General features: G+C 70.7%; 18 protein-coding genes and 3 pseudogenes. 11 read left to right on the forward strand and 10 right to left on the reverse strand.

Annotation, left to right across the window (positions count from 1 at the left end):
• Positions 1 to 9: 9 nt before the first annotated feature.
• From MVG78_RS10050 to MVG78_RS10060, 3 genes and pseudogenes are all read right to left on the reverse strand, one after another.
• Positions 10 to 249, reverse strand: a pseudogene (locus MVG78_RS10050) (hypothetical protein); the annotation flags it as partial.
• Positions 250 to 259: 10 nt separating this feature from the next.
• Positions 260 to 759, reverse strand: a pseudogene (gene mlaD, locus MVG78_RS10055) (outer membrane lipid asymmetry maintenance protein MlaD); the annotation flags it as partial.
• 90 nt (positions 760 to 849) lie between these two features.
• On the reverse strand, positions 850 to 1203 hold the full coding sequence (locus tag MVG78_RS10060) for an NADH:ubiquinone oxidoreductase subunit NDUFA12 (RefSeq protein WP_247551139.1): 354 nt from the start codon (positions 1201 to 1203) through the stop codon (positions 850 to 852).
• Between the two features lie 151 nt (positions 1204 to 1354).
• Between MVG78_RS10060 and MVG78_RS10065 the strand changes: the two genes are divergently transcribed.
• The 10 genes and pseudogenes from MVG78_RS10065 (at position 1355) to MVG78_RS10110 (ending at position 13426) form a co-directional block, all read left to right on the forward strand.
• Positions 1355 to 2863 carry a TSCPD domain-containing protein gene (locus tag MVG78_RS10065; RefSeq protein ID WP_247551141.1) on the forward strand — a complete coding sequence of 503 codons (1509 nt, stop codon included), beginning with the start codon at positions 1355 to 1357 and terminating at the stop codon, positions 2861 to 2863.
• Positions 2864 to 2951: 88 nt separating this feature from the next.
• Positions 2952 to 3418 (forward strand): annotated as a pseudogene (locus MVG78_RS10070) (RidA family protein).
• Positions 3419 to 3501: 83 nt separating this feature from the next.
• Positions 3502 to 4665: a GNAT family N-acetyltransferase gene (locus MVG78_RS10075; protein WP_247551143.1), complete on the forward strand. Its 1164-nt coding sequence runs from the start codon at positions 3502 to 3504 to the stop codon at positions 4663 to 4665.
• Positions 4649 to 5611: a DMT family transporter gene (locus MVG78_RS10080; RefSeq protein ID WP_247551145.1), complete on the forward strand. Its 963-nt coding sequence runs from the start codon at positions 4649 to 4651 to the stop codon at positions 5609 to 5611. Before MVG78_RS10075 ends, MVG78_RS10080 begins: the two co-directional genes overlap by 17 nt.
• Positions 5608 to 7629: a DNA/RNA helicase domain-containing protein gene (locus tag MVG78_RS10085; protein WP_247551147.1), complete on the forward strand. Its 2022-nt coding sequence runs from the start codon at positions 5608 to 5610 to the stop codon at positions 7627 to 7629. The genes MVG78_RS10080 and MVG78_RS10085 overlap by 4 nt, the downstream gene beginning before the upstream one ends.
• Complete coding sequence (locus MVG78_RS10090) at positions 7610 to 8482, forward strand: endonuclease/exonuclease/phosphatase family protein (protein ID WP_247551149.1); 873 nt, start codon at positions 7610 to 7612, stop codon at positions 8480 to 8482. The genes MVG78_RS10085 and MVG78_RS10090 overlap by 20 nt, the downstream gene beginning before the upstream one ends.
• A gap of 91 nt (positions 8483 to 8573) precedes the next feature.
• Positions 8574 to 9452, forward strand: coding sequence for a PPK2 family polyphosphate kinase (locus MVG78_RS10095; RefSeq protein WP_247551151.1), 879 nt, complete (start codon positions 8574 to 8576; stop codon positions 9450 to 9452).
• A gap of 163 nt (positions 9453 to 9615) precedes the next feature.
• Positions 9616 to 10392, forward strand: a complete 777-nt coding sequence (locus tag MVG78_RS10100; RefSeq protein ID WP_247551153.1) for a gluconate 2-dehydrogenase subunit 3 family protein — start codon at positions 9616 to 9618, stop codon at positions 10390 to 10392.
• Positions 10392 to 12158: a GMC family oxidoreductase gene (locus tag MVG78_RS10105; RefSeq protein ID WP_247551154.1), complete on the forward strand. Its 1767-nt coding sequence runs from the start codon at positions 10392 to 10394 to the stop codon at positions 12156 to 12158. Before MVG78_RS10100 ends, MVG78_RS10105 begins: the two co-directional genes overlap by 1 nt.
• Positions 12158 to 13426 (forward strand): c-type cytochrome, encoded by a 1269-nt coding sequence (locus tag MVG78_RS10110; RefSeq protein WP_247551156.1) that lies wholly within the window; start codon positions 12158 to 12160, stop codon positions 13424 to 13426. Before MVG78_RS10105 ends, MVG78_RS10110 begins: the two co-directional genes overlap by 1 nt.
• Positions 13427 to 13609: 183 nt before the next feature.
• Here the strand turns inward: MVG78_RS10110 and clpA are convergent, their stop codons facing one another.
• The 3 genes from clpA to MVG78_RS10125 form a co-directional block, all read right to left on the reverse strand.
• On the reverse strand, positions 13610 to 15970 hold the full coding sequence (gene clpA / locus MVG78_RS10115; protein ID WP_247551158.1) for an ATP-dependent Clp protease ATP-binding subunit ClpA: 2361 nt from the start codon (positions 15968 to 15970) through the stop codon (positions 13610 to 13612).
• Positions 15971 to 16094: 124 nt separating this feature from the next.
• Complete coding sequence (clpS, locus tag MVG78_RS10120) at positions 16095 to 16451, reverse strand: ATP-dependent Clp protease adapter ClpS (protein ID WP_027279944.1); 357 nt, start codon at positions 16449 to 16451, stop codon at positions 16095 to 16097.
• Between the two features lie 358 nt (positions 16452 to 16809).
• Positions 16810 to 17337 (reverse strand): phasin family protein, encoded by a 528-nt coding sequence (locus MVG78_RS10125; RefSeq protein ID WP_247551160.1) that lies wholly within the window; start codon positions 17335 to 17337, stop codon positions 16810 to 16812.
• Between the two features lie 286 nt (positions 17338 to 17623).
• On the opposite strand from MVG78_RS10125, the gene MVG78_RS10130 reads away from it, so the two are divergent.
• Entirely contained in the window at positions 17624 to 18889 is a 1266-nt protein-coding gene (locus MVG78_RS10130; protein WP_247551161.1) for a D-alanyl-D-alanine carboxypeptidase family protein, read from the forward strand.
• Positions 18890 to 18947: 58 nt separating this feature from the next.
• Here MVG78_RS10130 and MVG78_RS10135 read toward each other — a convergent pair whose 3' ends face one another.
• The 4 genes from MVG78_RS10135 to MVG78_RS10150 form a co-directional block, all read right to left on the reverse strand.
• Positions 18948 to 20057: a DSD1 family PLP-dependent enzyme gene (locus MVG78_RS10135; RefSeq protein ID WP_247551163.1), complete on the reverse strand. Its 1110-nt coding sequence runs from the start codon at positions 20055 to 20057 to the stop codon at positions 18948 to 18950.
• A 68-nt stretch (positions 20058 to 20125) separates the two neighbouring features.
• Positions 20126 to 20422 carry a gamma-glutamylcyclotransferase family protein gene (locus MVG78_RS10140; RefSeq protein WP_247551165.1) on the reverse strand — a complete coding sequence of 99 codons (297 nt, stop codon included), beginning with the start codon at positions 20420 to 20422 and terminating at the stop codon, positions 20126 to 20128.
• 41 nt (positions 20423 to 20463) lie between these two features.
• The gene (gene pgmG, locus MVG78_RS10145) at positions 20464 to 21873 is read right to left on the reverse strand and encodes a phosphoglucomutase/phosphomannomutase PgmG (RefSeq protein ID WP_247551167.1); all 1410 of its coding nucleotides are present in this window, start codon (positions 21871 to 21873) and stop codon (positions 20464 to 20466) included.
• 9 nt (positions 21874 to 21882) lie between these two features.
• A complete protein-coding gene (locus tag MVG78_RS10150; protein WP_247551169.1) occupies positions 21883 to 23190 on the reverse strand; it encodes a UDP-glucose dehydrogenase family protein in 1308 nt (435 codons plus the stop codon).
• Between the last annotated feature and the right edge of the window lie 8 nt (positions 23191 to 23198).

Here is a 23198-nt window from a genome sequence, read left to right on the forward strand (position 1 = left end):
CCGGACGGCGGGGGAGGGGAGGGCATCCACCACCCCGTGCAGCAGCCGGCGCATCGCCGCCTCGTCCACCCCCATCAGCACCGCATCCTCGAAGGCATCCCGCAGCACCTGGACGAGTTCCTCATGGTTCTCGCCCAGCACCTTCAGCTTGTCGCGGCAGGAGAGGGGATGGCCATCCTGGCCGGGCCAGGTCTCCGGCGCCTGCAGCCCCTCGTTCACGGGCGGGGGCTCCGGCCGGGGCGGGGGCATGGGCGGGTTGGCCATCCCCGGGCTGGCCTTCGGGTGCCGCCTCCTCGGGCCTGCTGGAATTCATCTGGGTCACCGAGAAGATGAACTTGCCCAGCAGCGCCTCCAGGCTGACGGAGGACTGGGTGATGGTGATCTCCGACCCGTCCCGCAGGTCCTTGTCGCTGCCACCCGGGACCAGGGCGATGTACTTGCCGCCAGCAGGCTTTCGGAGGTGATCTCGGCCGATGTGTCGTCGGGCAGCTTCAGCCCGGAATCCACCTGCATCGTCACCACCGCGAGGAAGGTCTGCGGGTCGATGCGCTCCTGCGTGACGCTGCCCACCCGCACGCCGGCGATACGGACATCGGAGCCGATGGCGAGGCCGTCGATCCGGTCGAAGCGCGCATGCAGGGTCATCCCGGTGCCGGTGGTGGAACGGCCGGAATTCGTGGCGGCATAGGCGAGAAACACCACGGCGACGACCAGCACGATGGCGCCGGCCGCGAGCTCGGCGAGGCTGCGTCCCTTCAAATCACGATCCTTATCCGACGGGGCGGAACGGGTGCCCGGACATCCCGGAGGGCCGCGGTCCGGCCATCCGGCGCGCCATCACGCGCTTCCTCACACACCGGGGGTCCAGGCTTCGTAGTCGCCCGCGGTCTTCGGACGCTCCCCGCCCTTGTAGTCATGGCCGGGCGGCCGGTGGGCGAGCGCGGTGCCGGTCATGTTCGGCTGGTGGTCGAGCTGCCACGGATAGCGGCGGTTCTCGTCCAGTTGCGGCGTGGCATGGTGCAGCCAGCCGTGCCATTCCGGCGGCACGTTGGTGGCCTCGGGCCGGCCGGAATACACCACCCAGCGGCGGGTGTGGTTGAAGCCGGGCACGACGTTGCGGCTCTCGAAATACAGGTTCCCGTGGCGGTCGGTGCCGACCTTCCGGCCCTTGAAGCCGGAGCACAGGCGCATGAGCATGGACATGGGCTTTGGGGCCTCCTGGCCCCGCCATATGGCATGCGGGCGCCGCGCGTGAAAGGCCGCGCTTTCCCTACCGTATCTGGTGGCGGTTGACTCCGCGCCTCACCACATGTTGCTTCAGCGCCGTGAATTTCCTTTCGGGGGCAGGATAGTCATGCAGAGGCTCGCAGGCACCGTGTGGTCCGATGTGACGCTGCGCCGCACCCACGGCCAGGCGGACCCGGATGCGCCGTCCCGTGCCGTGGCCCTGCCCGCGGCCTGGGACGATGCCGCCGCCGATGCCCTGGCCGCCCTGGTGCCGGAGGCGGGCACCGGCCGCCGCTCCATCTCCCTGATCTCCCAGGCGGAATCCTGGATCCGCCGGGCCGCCGCCGGGGCCTCCGCGCTCGACCTGCCGGAGGCCGGTTCGCTGGCCGAGGCGCTGCGGACCCTGCTGCTGGCGCGGCGCGGCGCCCCCGGCGCCTCCGCCTGGCGCGACTCGGCCAGGGACGACATGCGCGACGAGCCGCGCTTCGTCCTGAACCTTCCCGCCTTCCTGGAGGGGCCGGCGGGCTTCGACTCGACCGGCTACGCCCGGGCCGTGCGCCTTGCCGTGCTGGCGCTGGAGGGGCTTTCCGCCGGGCGTGCGCGCCGGCTGCGCATCGGCTTCGCCGATCTCGCGGGGCTGCTGGCCGGGCTGGGACTCGACTACGAGAGCCGCGAGGCGCGGGAGGTGGCCCAGGCCATCGCCGCCCTGACCCGCGGCGCCGCCGAGGCGGCCAGCGGCGAATGCGCCGCCGTGCTGGGGGAGCGTGCGCCGGTAACACTCTTCGCGCCGCCTCCGCCCGCCGTCTGCGTGGTGCCCGGCCTGGCGGAGGCCGCGCGCGGGGCGCTGGATGCCGCCGCCGCCGCGCCCGGGCTGCGGCATGAATCGCTCTTCGCCCTTTCCCCCGCCGATGCGGTGGAGGCCCTGCTCGGCGCCGAGTCGGCCAGCCTCGCCCCGGCGGCCGGGCCTTGCCGCCTGACCGGCGCGGGGGAGGAGGAGCCCACCGCCGCCGCCCGCCGTGCCGGATCGCGGGCCGAAGCGCTGCTGGCGCCGCGCGGCCCCGAGGCCCGGGCGGCGATGCAGGCCGCGGTGGAACCTTTCCTGCATGCCGGCGCCCCCGTGCCCGTCGCCGCCTCTGACCGGCCCCGCCCGGCGCCGATGCCCGCCCCGACCCGGGCGGCGGCGCGCGGGCAGGTCTGGAAGGTCTCGATCGCCGGGCACAAGGTCACGCTGCGCACGGCCGAGCATCCGGACGGCACGCTGTCGGAGGTCTCGCTGACGCTGGCCAAGGACAGCGCCGCCTTCCGGGGCGTGCTCGATGCGCTGTGTCAGTCCGTCTCTCTGGGTCTCGCCCGGGGCGTGCCGCTGGCGGAATTCGTGCAGGCGCATGCCTATACGCGCTTCGGCCCGGCCGGGGCGGTGGAGGGCGACTCGAGGATCGCCCGCGCCACCTCCATCCTGGACTGGGCCTTCCGGCGCCTGGCGCTGGAATATCTGGAAGGGCCGGTCCTGGCGGACCCGACCGAGGAGGAATGCGGCGCCGAGCTGGGCGTGGCGGCGGGCGAGCAGCCCTTGCTGCCGCTGGAGGCCCCCGCCGGCCCCAAGGCGCGGCGGCGCAGCCTGCGGCTGGTGGGCTGAGGCGGCTGGGCTGAGGCGGCGGGCGGACGGTTTCCCGGGCCATGCGGCCCGGTCTATGACAGCCCCGGTTCTTCCGAGGAGCATGTCCATGTCCGGCCCGATCGACGCCCGCCTGCGCGAGCTCGGCATCACCCTGCCCGAGCCCGCCGCGCCCATCGCCAACTACGTGCCCGCGGTGATCGCCGGGTCGCTGCTGGTGGTGTCCGGCCAGATCCCGATGCAGGGGGGAAGATCGCCGTCACCGGAAAGCTGGGCCAGGGGGTGAGCCCCGAGGCGGGGCGCGAGGCCGCGCGGACCTGCTTTCTCAACGTCCTGGCCCAGGCCCGGGCGGCGCTGGGCGGCGATCTCGGCCGGGTGAAGCGCGTGGTGCGGCTGGGCGGCTTCATCGCCTGCACGCCGGACTTCACGCAGCATGCGGTGGTGATGAACGGCGCCTCCGACCTGGCGGTGGAGGTCTTCGGCGAGGCTGGCCGCCATGCGCGCTCGACCATCGGCGTGCCCTCGCTGCCCGGCGATGCGGCGGTCGAGGTCGAGGCGATGATCGAGATCGCCTGATCCCGGAAACGCCGGTTCCGCCCCATGCCGCATCGCAGCGGCAGGAACTTGCGCTGGCCGGGGGAGGGCGCACATTGGGGCCCATGCCCGATGGCGCGCCCGAACTGACGCTGACCCTGCATCCGCGCATCGCGGAGATCCCCGCCGCCGAGTGGGATGCCTGCGCGGGGGAGGGGAATCCCTTCGTCTCCCATGCCTTCCTGTCGGCGCTGGAGGATAGCGGCTCGGCCGGCGGCAGGACGGGGTGGCTGCCGCAGCACGCGGCGCTGCGCGATGGCGGCGGCACGCTGCTGGCGGTGGCCCCCGCCTATGCCAAGAGCCATTCCTATGGCGAGTATGTCTTCGACTGGGGCTGGGCGCGCGGCTTCGAACAGGCGGGCGGGCGCTACTATCCCAAGCTCCAGGTGGCGGTGCCTTTCTCCCCCGTGCCGGGCCCGCGGCTGCTGACGCGCCCCGGCGGCGGCGTGCCGGTGGCGGCGCTGGCGCAGGGGCTGCGGCAGGCGGTGGCCGATCTGGGGCTTTCCTCCTGCCACGTCACCTTCTGCACCGGCGCGGAGTGGGAGGCGCTGGGCGAGGCGGGCTGGCTCCAGCGCCTCGGCACGCAGTTCCACTGGTCCAATCCGGGCTATGGCAGCTTCGACGATTTCCTGGGCGCCCTGTCCTCCCGCAAGCGCAAGACGCTGCGGCGGGAAAGGCGGGACGCGCAGGCGGCGGGACTGCGCTTCCGCACCCTGCGAGGCGAGGAGATCACGCCGGAGCACTGGCGGGTCTTCCACCAGTGCTACCGCCACACGGTGGACCGCAAATGGGGCGATGCCTATCTGAAGCCGCGCTTCTGGCCACTGCTCTCCGAACGGCTCGGCGACCGCGTGGTGCTGATGGTGGCGGAGCGTGACGGCGAGCCGGTGGCAGGGGCGCTGAACCTGATCGGGCGGGACGCGCTCTACGGCCGCAACTGGGGCTCGCTGGTCGAGGCGCCCTTCCTGCATTTCGAGCTCTGCTACTACCAGGCCATGGACTTCGCCATCGCGCACGGCATCCCGCGCGTGGAGGCCGGGGCGCAGGGCGAGCACAAGATCCAGCGCGGCTACCTGCCGGTGCCGACCTATTCCGCGCACTGGATCGAACATGCCGGGCTGCGGCGTGCCGTGGCGGGCTTCCTGAATCAGGAACGCCCGGCCATGCTGGCGGAGATGGAGGCGTTGGCCCTGGCCTCGCCCTTCCGCCGGGATGGACAAGAGGACTGACACCGCCACCGATGCCCGCTTCACCAGTGCCGCAGGGCGCGGGCCCGGCGCCGCGATGCTGACCGCCTATGCCCAGCTCGCCGCGGCGATGAGCCTCGTCGGCGTCAATGTCGGCGTCGCCAAGACCCTGGCCGCCACCCTGCCCATCGCCATGATCGTCGGCCTGCGCTGCCTGCTGGCGGTGGCGCTGCTGCTGCCGCTCTCGCTCTGGCGCGACGGGCTCCGCCTGCCGCCGCCCGGCGCCCTGCTGAACCTGTTCTGGCAGGCCCTGCTGGGCACCGTGCTCTACAACGCGGCGCTGCTGCTCGGCCTGCGCCTGACCACCGCGCTGGAGGGCGGGCTGATGCTGGCGACCATCCCGGCCGCGGTGGCGCTGGGCGCGGCGCTGCTGCTGCGCGAGCGGCTCACCCCGCGCGGCTGGGCGGCGGCCCTGCTGGCGGCGGGCGGGATCGCCGCGGTCACCCTGGCCCGGGGCGGGGGCGGCGAGGCGGGCGGCAGCCTCGCCGGCAATGCCCTGGTGCTGCTGGCCGTCTGCGGCGAGGCCGCTTATGCGCTGCTGTCCAAGCGCCTCGCCGGGCGCCTGCCGGTGGTCACCGCCAGCCTCTGGATGCAGATCTTCTCCGCCCTGCTGCTGCTGCCCGCCTGGCTGCCCCTGGCGCTGCCCTGGCCAGGTGCCGCGGGCGCGCTGGCCGATCCGCTCCTGGCCGGGCTGCTGGTCTTCCACGGGTTGACGGCGAGCCTGTTCAGCCTGCTGCTCTGGTATTCCGGCCTGCGCCGCGTGCCCGCCGGCCTGGCCGGCGTCTTCATGGCCTTCCTGCCCGCCTCGGCGGCGGCGACGGCGGTGCTGTTCCTGGGGGAGCCGATGACCCCGGCGCATCTCATCGGCTTCGCCCTGATGCTGGCCAGCCTGCTCCTGGCGACCTGGCCTTCGCGGCGGCGTGCGTGAGGGCCTGGTTCGCCTGCACCGGCGCGGAGCTGCTGCGCACCGAACCGGCCGATGTCGCCGCCCGCCTCGCGGCCGCGCAGACCCGGCGCGGCTTCGACGCCACCTATGCCCAGCTCGCGGCCTGGGAAGCCTCAGCGGAACTGCTGCGGGAGGCGGTGGCGCGGGCGGGTGGCGAGGGCTGGACCCTGGCTTTCGAATACGAGCTGCTGCGCCTGGAGAAGCGCATCGACGCGGTGGTGCTGACCGACCGCGCGATCCTGGTGCTGGAGTTCAAGGGGGAGGGTTTCTCCCCCGCCGATCTGCGGCAGGTGGAGGATTACGCGCTGGACCTGCGCGACTTCCATGCCGGCAGCCGGGCGCATCCGATCGTGCCTGTGCTGGTGCCGCTGCTGGCGCCCCAGGCAGGGTCGCGGCCGGGGCCGCAGCAGCCCAGCCTGCTCTGGCATGCGGTGGTGCCGCCGCTGCGCGCCCATGCCCGCGCCCTGCCGGGCCTGCTGGCCGGCTTGCAGGCGGAGATCCCGGCGCCGGCCTCGTCGCTGGACGGGGCGGACTGGCTCGCCGCCCCCTATCGCCCGGTGCCGACCATCGTGGAGGCCGCCACCATGCTCTATGCCCGGCATGGCGTGGCGGAGATCGCGGCCGCCCGCTCGGACGCCGCCAACCTGACCCGCACCACGGAGGCCATCGCGCGGGCGCTGGACGAGGCCCGGCGGGACGCGGCGCGGGTGGTGGTCTTCGTCACCGGCATTCCGGGCGCGGGCAAGACGCTGTGCGGGCTGAACGCGGTCTTCGGCGCGGCGCGGCTGGACGGGGCGGCCTTCCTGACCGGCAATGTGCCGCTGGTCGGCGTGCTGCGCGCCGCGCTGGCCCGGGATGCGGTGGAGCGCGGGGCCTGTGGCCGGGAGGAGGCCGGGCGGCGGGTGAGGATGGCGCTGCAGAACGTCCATGCCTTCCTGGCCGAACATGCCGGCGATCCGGACCGGAAGCCGCCGCCGGAGCGGCTGATCGTCTTCGACGAGGCGCAGCGCGCCTGGGACGCGAAGCAGGCGAGCCGCGACACGCAGCGGCGCAAGGCCGTGCTGACCATGAGCGAGCCCGCCCACACGCTGGAGATCATGGCCCGGGCCGGGGGCTGGTCGGCCATCGTCGCGCTGATCGGCCAGGGGCAGGAGATCAACACGGGAGAGGCCGGGCTGGCGGAATGGGGCCGCTGTATCGCCGCCGATGGGCGCTGGCGCGCCGTGGCCGCGCCGCATGTGCTGGCGGCCTCCGATCCGGTGCAGCGCCTCGCCCCTGGTCCAGCGCCCTGGCTGAGGCTCGATCCCGCCCTCGACCTGACCGTGCCGATCCGCGGCATCCGCAGCGCCGCCGTCGCGCCCTGGGTGGAGGCCCTGCTGGACGGACGCTTCGCCGAGGCGGCGCGCATCGCGGCGGAGGCCGGGGAGGAACTGCCGGTCTTCCTCACCCGCGAGCTGGGCGCCCTGCGCCGGGCCTTGCGGGCCTTCGCGCGGGGCGAGCGGCGGGCCGGCATCCTGCGCAGTTCCGGCGCCCGCCGCCTGCGCGGCGACGGTTTCGGGGAGGAGGTGCCGGCCCCGGCGGTGGCGGACTGGTTCCTGCGCCGCTGGCCCGATGTGCGCGCTTCGGACGCGCTGGAGACCGGCGCGACGGAATATGCCTGCCAGGGGCTGGAGCTGGATGTGGCGGGGCTGGCCTGGGGCGGCGATTTCCTGCCCGCCGGCGCATCGGGGTGGCAGGCGCGCCGCTTCCTCGGCAGCGCCTGGCAGGTGGTGCGCCAGCCGCAGGAGCGCGACTTCATCCGCAACACCTATCGCGTGCTGCTGACGCGGGCGCGCTACGAGACGGTGATCTGGGTGCCACGCGGCGATGCGGCGGACCGGACGCGCGACCCGGCGGCGCTGGACCGGCTCGCGGCGCGGCTGCTCCGCTGCGGCGCGCGGAGCCTGGAGGAGACCATGGCGGATGTGCCGGAGCCGGAAGATGCGCCGTCTCTTTTCTAGCCTCGCCCTGCTTCTCCTCCTCGCGATGCCCTCGCGGGCCGAGGAGATCAAGCTGGCGAGCTGGAACCTCAACTGGCTCACCACGCGCGCCCCGGGCGATCCGCTGCTGCCACCGGAACTCCCCGGCCGCGGCCCGGAGGATTTCGCGCGCCTCCGCCTCTATGCGCAAAGGCTGGCGGCGGATGTGCTGGCGCTGGAGGAGGTGGACGGGCCGGAGGCGGCGGCGCGCCTGCTGGACCCGGCGGAATGGCGCTTCTTCTTCCCCGGGGAGCGCGACGTGCAGCGTGTCGGCATCGCCGTGCGCCGCCGCCTGCGGGCCTGGCAGAACCCCGATCTCGCGGCGCTGGACCTTGCGCCGGAGGCGCGGTTCAGCCTGCGCCGCGGCGTGGATGTGACGGTCCAGGGCGCCGGAGGCGCCACGCTGCGGCTGCTGGCCCTGCATCTCAAGGCCGGTTGCCGCCAGGGGGCCGTGACAGGGGTGGCGGAGGGCGACCGGGAATGCGCGATCCTGGGCGAGCAGGCCGGCATCCTGGCGGAATGGATCGCGGCGCGGCAGGGCGAGGGTGGCGGCTTCGCCGTGCTCGGCGATTTCAACCGGCGCTTTCAGGGGCCGCGCGATGCCTTCCTGCGCCGGATCGCGAAGCGCGGCACGTTGCTGCGCTCCACGGAGGGGCATTCCGATCCCTGCTGGGGCGGGCGGGATTTCATCGACCACATCCTGCTCGGCGGCGCGGCGCGGGACTGGCTGGTGCCGGACAGCCTGCGCGTGCTGGTCTATGCGGAGCGTGAGCCCGGCTGGAAGGATCGCCTCTCGGATCACTGCCCCGTCTCGGTCCGCCTGAACCTGCCCTGACGGCGCTGCGGTCCGGACGGGCAGGCGCGGCGGCCAACGCCGGCGCGCCTGCCGCGTTGCCTGCTGCACCGGAAGGAAGGGAAGGCCAGCCATGTCGAACCCGATCAGCCGTTTCGCGAAACGGCGGCGGATCACCTCGGGCGAGGGGTTCTCGCTGAAGGACTACGCCACCGACGACAAGGGCGGGGTCCAGATGACCAAGGCCGAAAGCGGGGCGGCGCTGCGCGAGCGCATCGAGGCCATCGCCGAGCAGCAGGGCCGCCTCTATGCCAGCGGCCACTGGTCCGTGCTCTGCATCTTCCAGGCGCAGGACGCGGCGGGCAAGGACAGCGCCATCAAGCATGTCTTCTCCGGCATCAACCCGCAGGGCTGCCAGGTCGCCACCTTCTCCGCGCCGGTCGGGCTGGAGCGAGAGCATGACTTCCTCTGGCGCCATGTCGTGGCGCTGCCGCGCCGTGGCCGGATCGGCATCCACAACCGTTCCTGGTACGAGGAGGTGCTGGTGGCCCGCGTGCATCCGGGGATCCTGGACGGCCAGCTGCTGCCGCCAGTGCTGGTGGAAAGCACGATCTGGGACGAGCGGCTGGAGGACATCGCCTGCTTCGAGCGCTACCTCTCGCGGCAGGGGACGGTGCTGCTGAAGTTCTTCCTGCATCTCGGCGAGGAGGAGCAGCGGAAGCGCTTCCTGGCCCGGATCGACGAGCCTGACAAGAACTGGAAGCTGCATCCTTCGGACATCGTGGACCGGCGCCGCTGGCACGACTACCAGGCCGCCTACGAGGCCGCGATCCGTGCCACCGCCTCGCCCCATGCGCCCTGGTACGTCCTGCCGGCGGACCGGAAATGGCTGACCCGGCTGCTGGTGGCGGAGACCCTGCTTGAAACCTTGCGGAAGCTGGACCTGCGCTATCCCGAGGTGAGCGAAACCCAGCGGGAGAGCTTGCAGAAGGCGCGCAAGGCTTTGAGTTGACACAGAAGATTCCGGAGGAACGAGGTGAACTCCCGTCCATGAAGTTCAAGACAAGACGATAAGAGGGCCGGGACTCGCGCGCTTCGCTTTCCTCCCGCGCCATCATGCCTAGCATCGCCCGCAAAGCCGTGGCCGCAGGGCCGCGGGAAGAATGGAGTTTCCGATGCGGGGTGGTTTGACACGGCGGCGAGCACTGCTTTCGGCCAGTGCCCTGGTGGCGCTGGGCGCAACCGGGCAGGCGCGCGAGATCAGCGGCCTGCTCCCCTGGGAGCCGGGCAGCGTCTGGCCGCCGGAAACCATGGCCAAGCCCGGCCCCTGGCTCTTCCTGACGGCGGATGAGGCCGCGGTGATCGAGGCGATCGCCGAGCGGATGATCCCGACCGATTCCCTGGGTCCCGGCGGGCGCGACGCGGGCTGCGCCATCTTCATCGACCGGCAGCTCGCCGGCCCCTATGGCCGCCGCGACGGCTGGTACATGCAGGGGCCCTTCCCCGCCGACCCCTTGCCGACGCAGGGCTACCAGCTGCCCTTCACACCGCGGCAGATCTACCGCCAGGGCCTCGCCGCCCTGGCGCGGCATGTCGCCGCCGGCTCCAGCAACCGCCGCTTCCAGGAACTGAGCGGCGAGGACCAGGACAAGCTGCTGACCGGGCTGGAGAAGGGCGAGGTCAAGCTCGACGGCTTCGACGGCAAGGTGCTGTTCGAACAGATCTACGGCAACGTCATGGAAGGCTACTTCGCCGACCCGATCTACGGCGGCAACAAGGGCATGGTCGGCTGGCGCATGATCGGCTTTCCCGGCGCGCGCTACGACTTCCGCGACGTGATCGCGCATCCGAAGCAGCGCTACACCATCCCGCCTGTCGGCCTCATGGGGCGCCCGGAATGGGGCGGCCCCGGCGGCCCGCCGATCACCGCCGGATCGGGAGGGCGCATCTGATGCAACGCCTGCCACGCAAGGATGCGGTGATCGTCGGCCTCGGCTGGACCGGAGCCATCATGGGCTACGAACTCTGCCAGGCCGGGCTGGATGTGGTGGCGCTGGAGCGCGGCCCCTGGCGCGACACCTCCACCGACTTCAACATCGGCACGGCGCCGGACGAGCTGCGCTACGCCATCCGCAACGAGCTCTTCTCGCAGCCGGCGCAGGACACGGTCACGGCGCGCAACAACCTGTCGCAGCGGGCACTGCCGATCCGCAACTGGGGCAGCTTCCTGCCGGGCAACGGCGTCGGCGGCGCGGGCATCCACTGGAACGGCCATACCTGGCGCTTCATGCCGAGCGACTTCCGCCTGCGCTCGCACCTGACGGAACGCTATGGCGCGTCGATGATCCCCGAGGGCATGACCATCGCCGACTGGGGCCTCACCTATGAGGAGCTGGAGCCCTTCTACGACAAGTTCGAGTATCTCTGCGGCATCGCGGGGCAGGCGGGGAACCTGAAGGGGCAGATCCAGCCGGGCGGCAACCCCTTCGAGGGCCAGCGCTCACGCCCCTATCCGACGCCACCGATGAAGATGTCGCACGCGCAGAACCTCTTCACCCGGGCGGCGACGGAAGTCGGGATGCATCCCTTCCCGCTGCCCTCGGCGAACATGTCGCAGCCCTATACCAACCCTCTCGGCGTCACGCTGGGGCCCTGCACCTATTGCGGCTTCTGCGAGCGGTTCGGCTGCGCCAACTATTCCAAGGCCAGCGCGCAGACCACGATCCTGCCGGTGCTGATGCGCCATCCGGGCTTCGAGGCCCGCACGCAATGCGAGGTCTCGCGCATCCTGATGTCGGCGGATGGCAAGACCGCGACCGGCGTCGCCTATGTCGATCCGCAAGGCCAGGAATGGGAGCAGCCCGCCGACATGGTGCTGCTCTGCGCCTATCAGCTCTGGAACGTGCGGCTGCTGCTGCATTCCGGGATCGGCCGCCCCTACGACCCGAGCACGGGGGAGGGGGTGATCGGCAAGAACTACGCCTACCAGTGCAATTCCTCGGTGAACGGCTTCTTCGACGACCAGATCTTCAATGCCTGGGCGGGGGCGGGCGCGCTGGGCATGACCTGCGACGACTACCAGGGCGATGTCTTCGACCACACCGGGCTGGGCTTCGTCGGCGGCGCCAACATCAACTGCACCACCACCAATGCGCGGCCGATCTCCGCGCGCCCCACCCCGCCCGGCACGCCGCGCTGGGGCAGCGCCTGGAAGAAGGCGACGGCCGAGAACTACCTCAAGGTCGCCAATGTCGGCAGCCAGGGCAGCGTGATGTCCTATCGCGACGCCTATCTGGACCTCGACCCGACCTACAAGGACCGGCTCGGGCGGCCGCTGCTGCGCATGACCTTCGACTATCACGACAACGAAGTGAAGATGTCCGCCTATGTGACGCAGAAGATGGAGCCGATCATGCGGGCCATGGGCGCGAAGCAGATCCGCTCCGCTCCCAAGAAGGCGGGTTGGGACGTGGTGCCCTATCAGACCACGCACAACACCGGTGGCGCGATCATGGGCGCCGATCCGAAGGCCAGTGCCATCAACAAGTATTCCCAGATGTGGGACGTGCCGAACCTCTTCGTGTTCGGGGCCTCCGCCTTTCCGCAGAACCCCGGCTACAACCCCACCGGCACGGTCGGGGCGCTGGCCTACATGGCCGCGGATGCCATCACCAGGCAGTACCTGAAGAATCCCGGCCAGCCGCTGGTGCAGGCCTGATGCGCCCGCTGCTCCTCGCCCTGGCGGGCCTCGCCGCGGCCGCCATGGCCGGCTCGCCCGCCCGCGCCGAACCCGACCGCTACGACCAGATCGAACGCGGCCGCTACCTCGCCACGGTGGGCGACTGCACCGCCTGCCATGCCGGCTCCGGCATCGCGCCTGGCATGCCCGGATACAGCTCCCAGGGCTTCGCGGGCGGGCGGGCGATCGAGACGCCCTTCGGCCAGATCCGCGCAGCCAACATCACGCCGGACCGCGAAACGGGCATCGGGACCTGGACGGCGGAGGATTTCTACCGCGCCATGCATGAGGGCCGCGCGGCGGATGGCACGCAACTCTACCCGGCCTTCCCCTACACCTACTACACCAGGGTGAGGCGGGAGGATTCCGATGCGATCTTCGCCTTCCTGCAATCGCTGGAGCCGGTGCAGAACCGCGTGGACCGGGACACGCTGCCCTTTCCCTTCAACATCCGTGTGCTGATGAAGGGCTGGAACCTGCTCTTCTTCCGTCACGGCGAATTCGAGCCGGTGATCGGCCGTTCGGCGGAATGGAACCGCGGCGCCTATCTCGTGGAAGGGCTGGGCCATTGCGCCGCCTGCCACACGCCCAAGAACATGCTGGGCGGCGACAAGACCTCCCAGACCCTGAGCGGCGGCGAACTCCAGGGATGGTTCGCACCCTCCCTGACCACGGATGGCCGCACGGGCATCGGTGCCTGGTCGATCGAGGAGATCGTGGAATATCTCAGCACCGGCCATAACGTGCATGCCGCCGCTTCCGGCCCCATGGCGGAGGTGGTGGAATACTCCACCAGCCTGATGACCGAGGCCGATCTCCGCGCCATCGCCACCTATCTGAAACAGCCGCGCGAGGAAGCCGCCACCGTGGCGGCGCCCGCGCCCCTGCCAGCCAGCAATGTCCAGATGCAGGCGGGCGCCGCGATCTACATGGATGGTTGCCAGGCCTGCCATGGCGCGGATGGCAAGGGCGTGGCCGGTCTCTTCCCCGCTCTGGCGAACAGTCCCACGGTGCAGCAGTCCGGGCCGGAGACGCTGCTGCGGGTGGTGATGCAGGGCTCCAAACCGGCCACCACCGATGCGGTGCCCACCGCCGCGTCGATGCCCGCCTTCGGCTGGCGCCTGACCGACGACCAGGCGGCGGCGGTGACCACCTATATCCGGAACAGCTGGGGCAATGCCGCCCCCGCGGTCACGGCATCCCAGGCGCAGTCCATGCGCGGCCGGCTGGCGCAGAACCCGAACTAGAACCCCTCCCTGGCTCCTTCGCCCCTGGCGAAGGAGCCAGGGGCCGGACCCGACCTGCTCCGCCCCGCTGAACCCCGCTATCGCCGTCAGGCCGCGCTGGGTGCATCGGCCACACCCTCCAGGCAAAGAAAAGGGCGCGGCGGGTTTCCCCGCCGCGCCCCTGATCTCGGAAAGGCGGGTGGCTCAGTCCGCCGTTTCGGGCTCGCGCTCCGCCTCGCCATCACCCGGGCCTTCCTCGGGCTTGGGCAGGGCAGGGGGCGGAGCCTCGGTGATGTCGAAGGTCAGCGCGCCGTCCTTCATGCCGACCTTCACCGCGCCGCCCTTCACCAGCTTGCCGAAGAGCAGCTCCTCGGCCAGCGGCTTCTTGACGTATTCCTGGATGATCCGGGCCAGGGGGCGCGCGCCGTAGAGCGGGTCATAGCCCCGCTCCGCCAGCCACTCCTTGGCCGCCGAGGACAGCTCGATCGTGACGTTGCGATCCGCGAGCTGGGCCTCCAGCTGCATCACGAACTTCTCGACGATATTGCCCACGATCTCCGGCGTCAGCCCGCTGAAGGGCACCACCGCATCCAGGCGGTTGCGGAACTCGGGAGTGAAGAGGCGCTTGATCGCCTCCTCGTCCTCGCCGGTCCGGATCTCCCGCCCGAAGCCGATGCCGGCCTTGGCCATGTCGGAGGCCCCCGCATTGGTCGTCATGATCAGGATGACGTTGCGGAAGTCCACGATCTTGCCGTTGTGGTCTGTCAGCTTCCCGTGGTCCATCACCTGCAGCAGGATGTTGTACAGATCCTGGTGCGCCTTCTCGATCTCGTCGAGCAGCAGCACGCAGTGCGGATGCTGGTCCACGGCATCGGTCAGCAAGCCGCCCTGGTCGAAGCCGACATAGCCCGGCGGCGCGCCGATCAGGCGGGAGACCGAGTGCCGCTCCATGTACTCGGACATGTCGAAGCGGGTCAGCTCGATGCCCAGCGTCTTGGCGAGCTGCTTGGCCACCTCGGTCTTGCCGACGCCGGTGGGGCCGGAGAAGAGGTAGTTGCCGATCGGCTTCTCCGGGTCGCGCAGCCCGGCGCGGGACAGCTTGATCGCGGCCGAGAGCGCCTCGATCGCCTTGTCCTGGCCGAAAACCATGGACTTCAGGTCGCGCTCCAGGTTCTTGAGCGTCTCCTTGTCGTCCGTGCTGACCGACTTGGGGGGAATGCGCGCAATCTTCGCGACGATGTCCTCCACGTCCTTCAGCGTCACGGTCTTCCGGCGCTTGTTCTCCGGCAGCAGCATGCGGGAGGCGCCGACCTCGTCGATCACGTCGATCGCCTTGTCCGGCAGCTTCCGGTCGTTGATGTACTTGGCCGAAAGCTCCACCGCCGCCCGGATGGCCTCCGGCGTGTAGCGGACCTTGTGGTGCTTCTCGTAATTGGTCTTGAGGCCCTGGAGGATCTTCACCGCATCCTCGACCGACGGCTCGTTCACGTCGATCTTCTGGAAGCGGCGGACCAGCGCCCGGTCCTTCTCGAAGTGCTGCCGGTATTCCTTATAGGTCGTGGAGCCCACGCAGCGCAGCGTGCCCTGGGCCAGGGCCGGCTTGAGCAGGTTGGAGGCATCCATCGCCCCGCCGGAAGTGGCACCGGCGCCGATCACCGTATGGATCTCGTCGATGAAGAGGATGGAGCCCGGATGCTGCTCCAGCTCCGTCACCACGGCCTTCAGCCGCTCCTCGAAATCGCCGCGGTAGCGGGTGCCGGCCAGCAGCGCGCCCATGTCGAGCGCGAAGATGGTGGACTTCAGCAGCACCTCGGGCACGTCGCCCTCGATGATCCGCTTGGCCAGGCCCTCCGCGATCGCGGTCTTGCCCACGCCCGGGTCGCCCACATAGAGCGGGTTGTTCTTGGTGCGGCGGCAGAGGATCTGGATGGTCCGCTCGATCTCGCTGTCGCGGCCGATGAGCGGGTCGATCTTGCCCTGCTGCGCCTTCTTGTTGAGGTTGACGCAGTAGTTGGAGAGGGCGTCCTGGCCCCGCTTGGCGCCTGCCTCGCCGCGCCGCTCCTCCTCCTTGCCCCGGGGCTCGCCCCCTTCCTCGGCATTGCCCTGCACCGGGCGGTTCTGCGACCGGCCAGGAGCCTTGGCGATGCCGTGGGAGATGAAGTTCACGGCGTCGAGCCGCGTCATGTCCTGCAGTTGCAGGAAATAGACGGCATGGCTCTCGCGCTCGCTGAACAGGGCGACCAGGACATTGGCGCCCGTCACCTCGTCGCGGCCGGAGGACTGGACATGGATCGCCGCCCGCTGGACGACCCGCTGGAAGCCGGCCGTGGGCTTCGGATCGCCCCCTCGGTCGCTGATCAGCCCGGCGAGGTCCTTGTCCAGGAACTCGGCGAGATCCCGCTTGAGCTTCTCCAGTTCGACACCGCAGGCGCGAAGCACCGTGGTGGCGTCCGTGTCGTCGCAAAGGGAAAGAAGAAGGTGCTCCAGCGTCGCGTACTCGTGCCGGCGGTCATTCGCGAGCGCCAGGGCGCGATGGAGCGTCTGTTCGAGGTTGCGGGACAGCATACTGAGGCGACGCTCCCCTCATGGTCTGCCCCGGAGCGGGATGCGCCGGGGACAGGGTGGTTAGAAGGCTAATGTGGGGCCTTTCCTGGCGGGGCGGGAGAGGCGTTACACGATTGTTTCACGTCTAGTCTTTCTCAATCGTGCACTGGAGGGGGTGCTGGTTCTGCCGGGCCAGGTCCATGACCTGGGTGACCTTGGTCTCCGCCACCTCATAGGTGAAGACCCCGCAGACCCCGACCCCGCGCCGGTGCACGTGGAGCATGATGCGAGTCGCCTCCTCCCGGTTCTTCTGGAAGAACCGTTCGAGGACATGCACGACGAACTCCATCGGCGTGTAGTCGTCGTTGAGCATCAGGACCTTGTACATGGCGGGCTTGCGCGTCTTCGGACGTGCCTTGACGACCACGCCGCTCGCCGGTCCCTGATCCCCTTGTCCGCCGCCGGGGGTGTTCCCGTCGGGCCTCTTATCCTGTTCGCTCATCGGTCGCCCGCTCAACCGGGCCGTCCCGCCGGAAGGGGCGGGGCGGCGGAATGCTCTCTGGAATGGAAGGCGATTGGCGCGGGAATATCAAGATGAAGCCGCGCCGTCCGCCCGGGCGGCACGCCGGAAATGGCGCGCGCCGGATCGGTGCCGAGATGGCGCTCGGCGCCCGGGAATGCAAGGCATGGGCCCCGCCGCCCAAGTGGCAGTCCAGGTGGCAGCCTGGATTGAGGCCGCGGGAATGCGCGCCGCCCCGCCGGGCCGGAACCCGGAATGGCAAAAGCCCGGCCGCTTCCGCGGCCAGGCTGTGCCTGGGGGCCGGATATCGTCCGGCCCCGCGATGGATCCGTGACGGGGATCAGACGCTCAGCGGCTTGGTGGCCCGCTCCATGGCCAGCGTCATGCGCTGGGCGAGCGGCGCGCTGGCCTGCTCGGCGAGGCGGAAGCCGGCCTCCTGCAGCTTGGCGGTCTCGCCCATCACCTTCTCCAGCGTCTGGCGGGCGAAGTTGGCCTGCAGCTCCGCCGCATCCTTCACGCTGCGCACGGTGGCGAAGGCGCGGGCATTCTCCAGGGCCTGGTCGGACAGGGACTGGAACAGGGCGAAGGTCTGGCGGCTCAGATCCTGGGTGCCGGCCACGTAGGTCTGCGTCGCCTGGGTCAGGGCCTCGACATTGCCACGACCGAAATCCATGGCTTCCTGGGCGGACTTGAAGATGCCCTCGGCGAGCTTGGTGGCCTGGCTCATGCTTTCCTCCATCATGCGGCGGGCCTGGTTCGCGCCATTCTCCAGGGCGGCCTTGCTCTGCTGAATCGTCTCGTTGGTGGCCGTGGCGGCGGCCTGGGTGGTGTCGGACGCGAGCCGCGCAACCTTCGGTTCGGTAGCCATGTCTTTTATATCTCCCAAGACTTGCAGGCACTGGTATAGCTCTTTGCTGCGCCGCAGCAAAGGGTTTTTGGCGACAAATCGGTTCGGGTTCCACAACAAAATTGATGCGAAACACAAAAACTTGTGCGGCAGGTACACTGACAGGCCGGAGCTTACGGAAAATTCGAGCAAAATCCGCATGATGGACGTGGACACGGTCACGGGCGGGCGATTATCGTCGGTTGTCCGGCACGCTGGGGGGTGTGCCTGGGCCTGGACATCGGGTCCACGAGGGGGAACTACGGATATGTCACTTGGCTGGCGCACGCCCCGTCGCGTGCGGAGCTTGGCCCTGGCATTCGCCTTGGTGTCGGGCTGGGGGGCGACGCTCCTGGGGATCGTCCCGGCGGCGGCGCAGATCGGCTCCGACCGCTACGCGTCGATCGTCATCGATGCACGCAGCGGCCAGGCCCTGTCCGCCGCGAATGCCGACGAGCCGCGCTACCCCGCCTCGCTGACCAAGATGATGACGCTCTACCTGCTGTTCGAGGCGCTGCGCGATGGCCGCATGACGCTGGACAGCCGCATGGTGATGAGCTCCGAGGCAGCCTCGCAGGCCCCCTCGAAGCTGGGCATCCCGCCCGGCAGCTCGATCTCGGTGGAACAGGCCATCCTGGCCCTGGTCACCCTCTCGGCCAACGACGTCGCCTGGATGATCGGCGAGACGCTGGGCGGCAGCAACGACCGCTTCGCCCAGATGATGACGCAGAAGGCACGCCAGCTCGGGATGACGAACACCGTCTTCCGCAACGCCAACGGCCTGCCGGATTTCCAGCAGGTCACCACGGCGCGGGACATGGCGACGCTGGGGCGGCGCCTCTACATCGATTTCCCGAACCGCTACCACTACTTCTCCACGCCGGAATTCCGCTACGGCGGCCGGCGCGTGCGGTCGCACAACCGGATGATCGGCACCTATGACGGTGTGGACGGCATCAAGACCGGCTTCATCTCGGCCTCCGGCTTCAACATCGTCACCTCGGCGCAGCGCCAGGGGCAGCGGCTGGTGGTGGCGGTCTTCGGCGGCTCCACCTGGGTGGAACGCGACCGCCATGCGGCCGCGCTGCTGGATGACGGCTTCGCCAAGATGGGTGTCGAGCCCTCCACGCCTTCCTCCCTGCTGATGGCATCCGCCGGCGCGGGTGTCGCGCGTGCCACCGGCGGGCTGATCACCGGCCGGGCCCATGCGGCCACGGTGAGCGTGGGCGGCACGCGGGCGGCCCGCCTCGCCGCGGCCCGGCAGGCCCGGTTGGCCGCGGCCGAGGCGGCGCGCCGCGATCCCCCGGCGAAGCTGGTGCGGACCGCGGCGCAGATCCGTCCGCTGCGTCCGGTCACCCGCAACGCCAAGGTCATGGAACAGGGGGATGGCGGGGCCTTCATCCGCGCGGCGAAGCCCCAGGCCACGCGTGGCCGCGCCGCCACCCCGGTGGCCGCGCGCGCGCCGGCGAAGCCGGCCCATGCGGCCGCCCACCCCGCCAGCGCCACCGCCAAGCAGCGCGAGGCGCGCCGCTGACACGGCCGGCGGAGGGCCGCGCCCTTCGCCGCCAGACTCCGGGCTTCCCGGGCCGGGATCAGGCCATCGCCCCGCGCGCCGCGACCGGCCAGAGACATTCCACGCGCCCCTTCCGCACGCCGACATACCAGTCGAAGCGGTCCACCGTCGGGTCGCAATGGCCGGGTACGAGCCGCAGCTTCTCCCCGATCGCGGGGAGGGCGGCGCCTTCCGCCAGGATGGTGCCGTGCTCGTCGGAGGGGCGCCCGTAGCTCAGCCCGGGGCGCCCATGGACGAGCGGCATGCCGCTGTCGGTGGGCAGTGCCTTATGGCCCGCATCGACCACCGCGCGCCCACTTCCCCTTGGGGCGCTCATCACCTGCGTCAGCACGAAGAGCGATTGCCGGAAGGGCGGGGGCGCGTCGTTGCGGGCGTAATCCGCATCCATGAAGGCATAGGAACCCGCCTGGATCTCCGTCCAGAGTCCGCTTTCCAGCTCCAGCGGGAAGCTGCCGGTGCCGGCGCCGCCCACGATGGGGCAGCCGAGCCCCTGCTGCCGGAGCTGCTCCAGCGTGCGACGGGTGCCCTCGGCGGCGTGGCGGATGGCGGCGGCGCGCTCCTCCGGTGTGCGGAGGTGCTGGGCCCTGCCGTGATAGGCTTGCAATCCGCCGAAGCGCAGATGCGGCGAGGCGGCGATGCGCCCGGCCAGGGCCACCGCCTCCGGCCCCGGCGCGATGCCGCAGCGCCCGGGGCCGACATCGATCTCCACCAGCACAGACAGGCGCCGCCCCGCCGCCTCGGCGGCTTGCTCGATCACCGGGATCAGGGCCGGGTCGTCGGCGCAAAGGGCCACCCGGGCGATGCCCGACAGCGCCGCCAGCCGCGCCAGCTTGCGTGGCGAGACCACCTCGTTGCTGACCAGGATGTCGTCCACCCCGCCCCAGGCGAGGATCTCCGCCTCGGCCACCTTCTGCACGCACTGGCCCACGGCGCCACGGGCCATCTGCAGGCGCGCGATGACGGGGGACTTGTGCGTCTTGGCATGGGCGCGCAGCTTCGCGCCGGTGGGGGCCAGCCGGGCCGCCATGGCATCCAGATTGGCCTCGAAGGCATCGAGGTCGAGGATCAGCGCCGGGGTGTCGACCTCGTCCTCGCGCATCCCCGGCTCCGCCGGCATCCGCTGCATCATTCCACCCATCCCCCGGATCGCCCGGGGCACGGTAGCGCGGGGCGCCGCCCCTGTTCAGGCCGCCGGCCTCACCAGGGCTCCACCCCCGCGAGATGGCGGGGCACGACGAAGGCCCGGGCGTGGCGCGGGCCATGGCGGGTCAGCACGCGGAAGGGATGGAGGCGGTAGCAGGCGCCCTCATAGGCGCGGAGGCGGTGCATCGCCCCGGCGGCGGGGCGGACCAGCAGCCCCGCCACGCTTCCGCCCGGCGCGGGGCGAAGGGTGGGGTAGGGGGTGCCGCGGAAGACCACCCGGCGGTGGCCCTCCAGCCTGGCGGGCAGAGCCCGCCGTGGCAGCCAGGGGTCCCCCGACCGCCGGGCCAGCACGCCGCGGTCGAGCAGCGTGCCGTAGAGAAAGAGCGGAAGCGTCAGTGCCCCGCGTTCTCGCCCGAGAAATCCGGCGCGGCGAGGCCGGAGGCCTGGAGCTGCTCGGACAGGCTGGCCTTCAGCCGCTCCAGCCCTTCCTCGCTCTTGGCCTCGCAGCGCGCGACCAGCACCGCCTGGGTGTTGGAGGCGCGCAGCAGCCACCAGCCATCCTCGGTCAGCACGCGGACACCGTCCACGTCCTGCACATCGGCGCCGGCCTTGGCGAGGCGGTCCTTCACCTCGGACACCACGACGAACTTCTTCTCCTCGGGGCAGTCGAAGCGCAGCTCCGGGGTGTTGATCACCTGCGGCAGCGCCTTGCGCACGTCGGAGAGCTTCTCCGCCATCCGCGCCACGATGCCGAGCAGGCGCACGGCGGAGTAGGGGGCGTCGTCGAAGCCGTACCACTTGTCCGCGTAGAAGGTGTGCCCCGACATCTCGCCGGCGAGCGGCGCCTTGGTCTCGGCCATCTTCTGCTTGATGAGAGAGTGGCCGGTCTTCCACATCAGCGGCTTGCCGCCAGCCTTCTCCACCTCGTCGAACAGGACCTGGGAGGCCTTCACGTCCGCGATGATGGTGGCGCCCGGCATGGCCTTCAGCACGTCGCGCGCCAGCACCACCAGGAGCTGGTCGCCGAACAGCATGTGGCCCTCGTCATCCACCACGCCCAGCCGGTCCGCGTCGCCGTCGAAGGCGATGCCCAGATCGGCCTTCTGCGTCTTCACCTCGGCGATGATCTGCTCGAGGTTCTTCGGCACGGTCGGGTCGGGATGGTGGTTCGGGAAGCGCCCGTCGATCCCGGCATTGATCACGATGTGCTTGCCCGGCAGCACCTTGGCCAGCTTCTCCGTGATGATGCCGCCGGAGCCGTTGCCCGGGTCCCAGACCACGGTCAGCTTGCGGTCGCCGCCGTCATAGTCGTGCATCATGCGGGCGACATAGCGGTCGGCGATGTCCACCGTCTCGGAGGAGCCCTGGCCTTCCTCCACCACGTCGCCGGCGGCGGCCATCTTGCCGATCTGCTGGATCTGCGGGCCGAAGAAGGGCTTGTTCTTCAGCACCATCTTGAAGCCGTTGTAGTCGGGCGGGTTGTGGCTGCCCGTCACCATCACGCCGCCATCGGCCTTCAGCTCATAGGCGCCGTAGTAGAGCATCGGGGTCGGGCAGCAGCCGACGCGCAGGACCTTCAGGCCGCAGGCGGTCAGGCCCTTCACCAGGGCCTCCTCCAGCATGGTGGAGGACAGGCGGCCATCATAGCCGACCGCGACCACCGAGCCGCCCTCGCGCTTCACGATGGTGCCGAAGCAGCGGCCGATCGCGAAGGCATCCTCACCGGACAGGGTCTTACCGACGATGCCCCGAATGTCGTACTCGCGCAGGCTGGTCGGGTCGAATTTGTGCTGGAACGTCATGCGGGTTCCTCAGGGTCGGCCGATGGAGTGATAGCGGAAGCCGGCCTGGCGCATGGCCGCCGGCTCCCAGGCATTGCGCAGGTCCAGAACGAGGTCGCCGCGCATGGCCTGGCGCAGCTTCTCCGGCGCCAGGGCGCGGAACTCGTTCCACTCCGTCAATAGCACGGTCGCGTCCGCGCCGCGCGCCGCATCCAGCGCGTTCTCGGCGAAGACCACGCTTTCGGGCAGGAGCTGGCGGGCATGGCCCGAGCCCTGCGGGTCATAGGCGCGGATGCTGGCCCCGGCCTCGGCCAGCCGGGGGATCACCGCGAGCGAGGCGGCCTCGCGCATGTCGTCCGTCTCGGGCTTGAAGGTCAGGCCCAGGATGGCGACGGTCTTGCCCCGGACATCGCCGCCCAGCGCCGCGATCACGCGTTCGGCCATCTCCAGCTTGCGCGCGTCGTTATAGGCCACGGTCGCATCCACGATGGACATGGGCGCGCCATGGTCCTGCGCGGTGCGGGAGAGGGCGAGCGTGTCCTTGGGGAAGCAGGAACCGCCGAAGCCCGGGCCGGGATGCAGGAACTTGCGGCCGATGCGGCCGTCCAGCCCCATGCCCTTGGCCACGGCATGGACGTCGCCGCCCACCTTCTCGCAGAGATCGGCCACCTGGTTGATGAAGGAGATCTTCACCGCCAGGAAAGCGTTGGAGGCGTATTTGATCAGCTCCGCCGTTTCCAGCCCGGTGGCCAGGATCGGCGTTTCGATCAGGTTCAGCGGGCGGTAGAGCCGGCGCAGCACCGCCTCGGCACGCTCGTCCTCCACCCCGATCACCACCCGGTCCGGGCGCATGAAGTCGCCGATGGCGCTGCCTTCGCGCAGGAATTCCGGGTTGGAGGCGACCTGGATGTCGAGCTCGGGGCGGACCCGGCGGACGATCTTCTGCACCTCCCGCCCCGTGCCGACCGGCACGGTGGATTTGGTGACCAGCACCAGCGGCCCTTCCGCCGCCCGCGCCACCTGCTCGGCGGCGGCATAGACATAGGTCAGGTCGGCATGGCCGTCGCCGCGCCGGGTGGGCGTGCCGACGGCCAGGAAGACCGCATCGGCCCGCCGCACAGCCTCGGCCAGATCGGTGGTGAAGTGCAGCCGCTCGTCGCGGACATTGTCCTCCACGAGCCGGTCCAGGCCCGGCTCGTAGATCGGCATGCGCCCTTCCCGCAGGGCCCGGATCTTCTCCGCCTCGCTGTCCACGACGTGGACGTCCACGCCGAACTCCGCGAAGCAGGCTCCGGAAACGAGGCCGACATAGCCGGCCCCGATCATGGCGATACGCAAGTGTTGGC

The organism is Roseomonas gilardii subsp. gilardii (assembly GCF_023078375.1).
Classification (GTDB): domain Bacteria; phylum Pseudomonadota; class Alphaproteobacteria; order Acetobacterales; family Acetobacteraceae; genus Roseomonas; species Roseomonas gilardii.

Coding starts and splice junctions, on each gene's coding strand:
- MVG78_RS10060 (WP_247551139.1), bottom strand. CDS start 1,203: ATGTCCATGCTCATGCGCCTGTGCTCCGGCTTCAAGGGCCGGAAGGTC.
- MVG78_RS10065 (WP_247551141.1), top strand. CDS start 1,355: ATGCAGAGGCTCGCAGGCACCGTGTGGTCCGATGTGACGCTGCGCCGC.
- MVG78_RS10075 (WP_247551143.1), top strand. CDS start 3,502: ATGCCCGATGGCGCGCCCGAACTGACGCTGACCCTGCATCCGCGCATC.
- MVG78_RS10080 (WP_247551145.1), top strand. CDS start 4,649: ATGGACAAGAGGACTGACACCGCCACCGATGCCCGCTTCACCAGTGCC.
- MVG78_RS10090 (WP_247551149.1), top strand. CDS start 7,610: ATGCGCCGTCTCTTTTCTAGCCTCGCCCTGCTTCTCCTCCTCGCGATG.
- MVG78_RS10095 (WP_247551151.1), top strand. CDS start 8,574: ATGTCGAACCCGATCAGCCGTTTCGCGAAACGGCGGCGGATCACCTCG.
- MVG78_RS10100 (WP_247551153.1), top strand. CDS start 9,616: ATGCGGGGTGGTTTGACACGGCGGCGAGCACTGCTTTCGGCCAGTGCC.
- MVG78_RS10105 (WP_247551154.1), top strand. CDS start 10,392: ATGCAACGCCTGCCACGCAAGGATGCGGTGATCGTCGGCCTCGGCTGG.
- MVG78_RS10110 (WP_247551156.1), top strand. CDS start 12,158: ATGCGCCCGCTGCTCCTCGCCCTGGCGGGCCTCGCCGCGGCCGCCATG.
- clpA (WP_247551158.1), bottom strand. CDS start 15,970: ATGCTGTCCCGCAACCTCGAACAGACGCTCCATCGCGCCCTGGCGCTC.
- clpS (WP_027279944.1), bottom strand. CDS start 16,451: ATGAGCGAACAGGATAAGAGGCCCGACGGGAACACCCCCGGCGGCGGA.
- MVG78_RS10125 (WP_247551160.1), bottom strand. CDS start 17,337: ATGGCTACCGAACCGAAGGTTGCGCGGCTCGCGTCCGACACCACCCAG.
- MVG78_RS10130 (WP_247551161.1), top strand. CDS start 17,624: ATGTCACTTGGCTGGCGCACGCCCCGTCGCGTGCGGAGCTTGGCCCTG.
- MVG78_RS10135 (WP_247551163.1), bottom strand. CDS start 20,057: ATGATGCAGCGGATGCCGGCGGAGCCGGGGATGCGCGAGGACGAGGTC.
- pgmG (WP_247551167.1), bottom strand. CDS start 21,873: ATGACGTTCCAGCACAAATTCGACCCGACCAGCCTGCGCGAGTACGAC.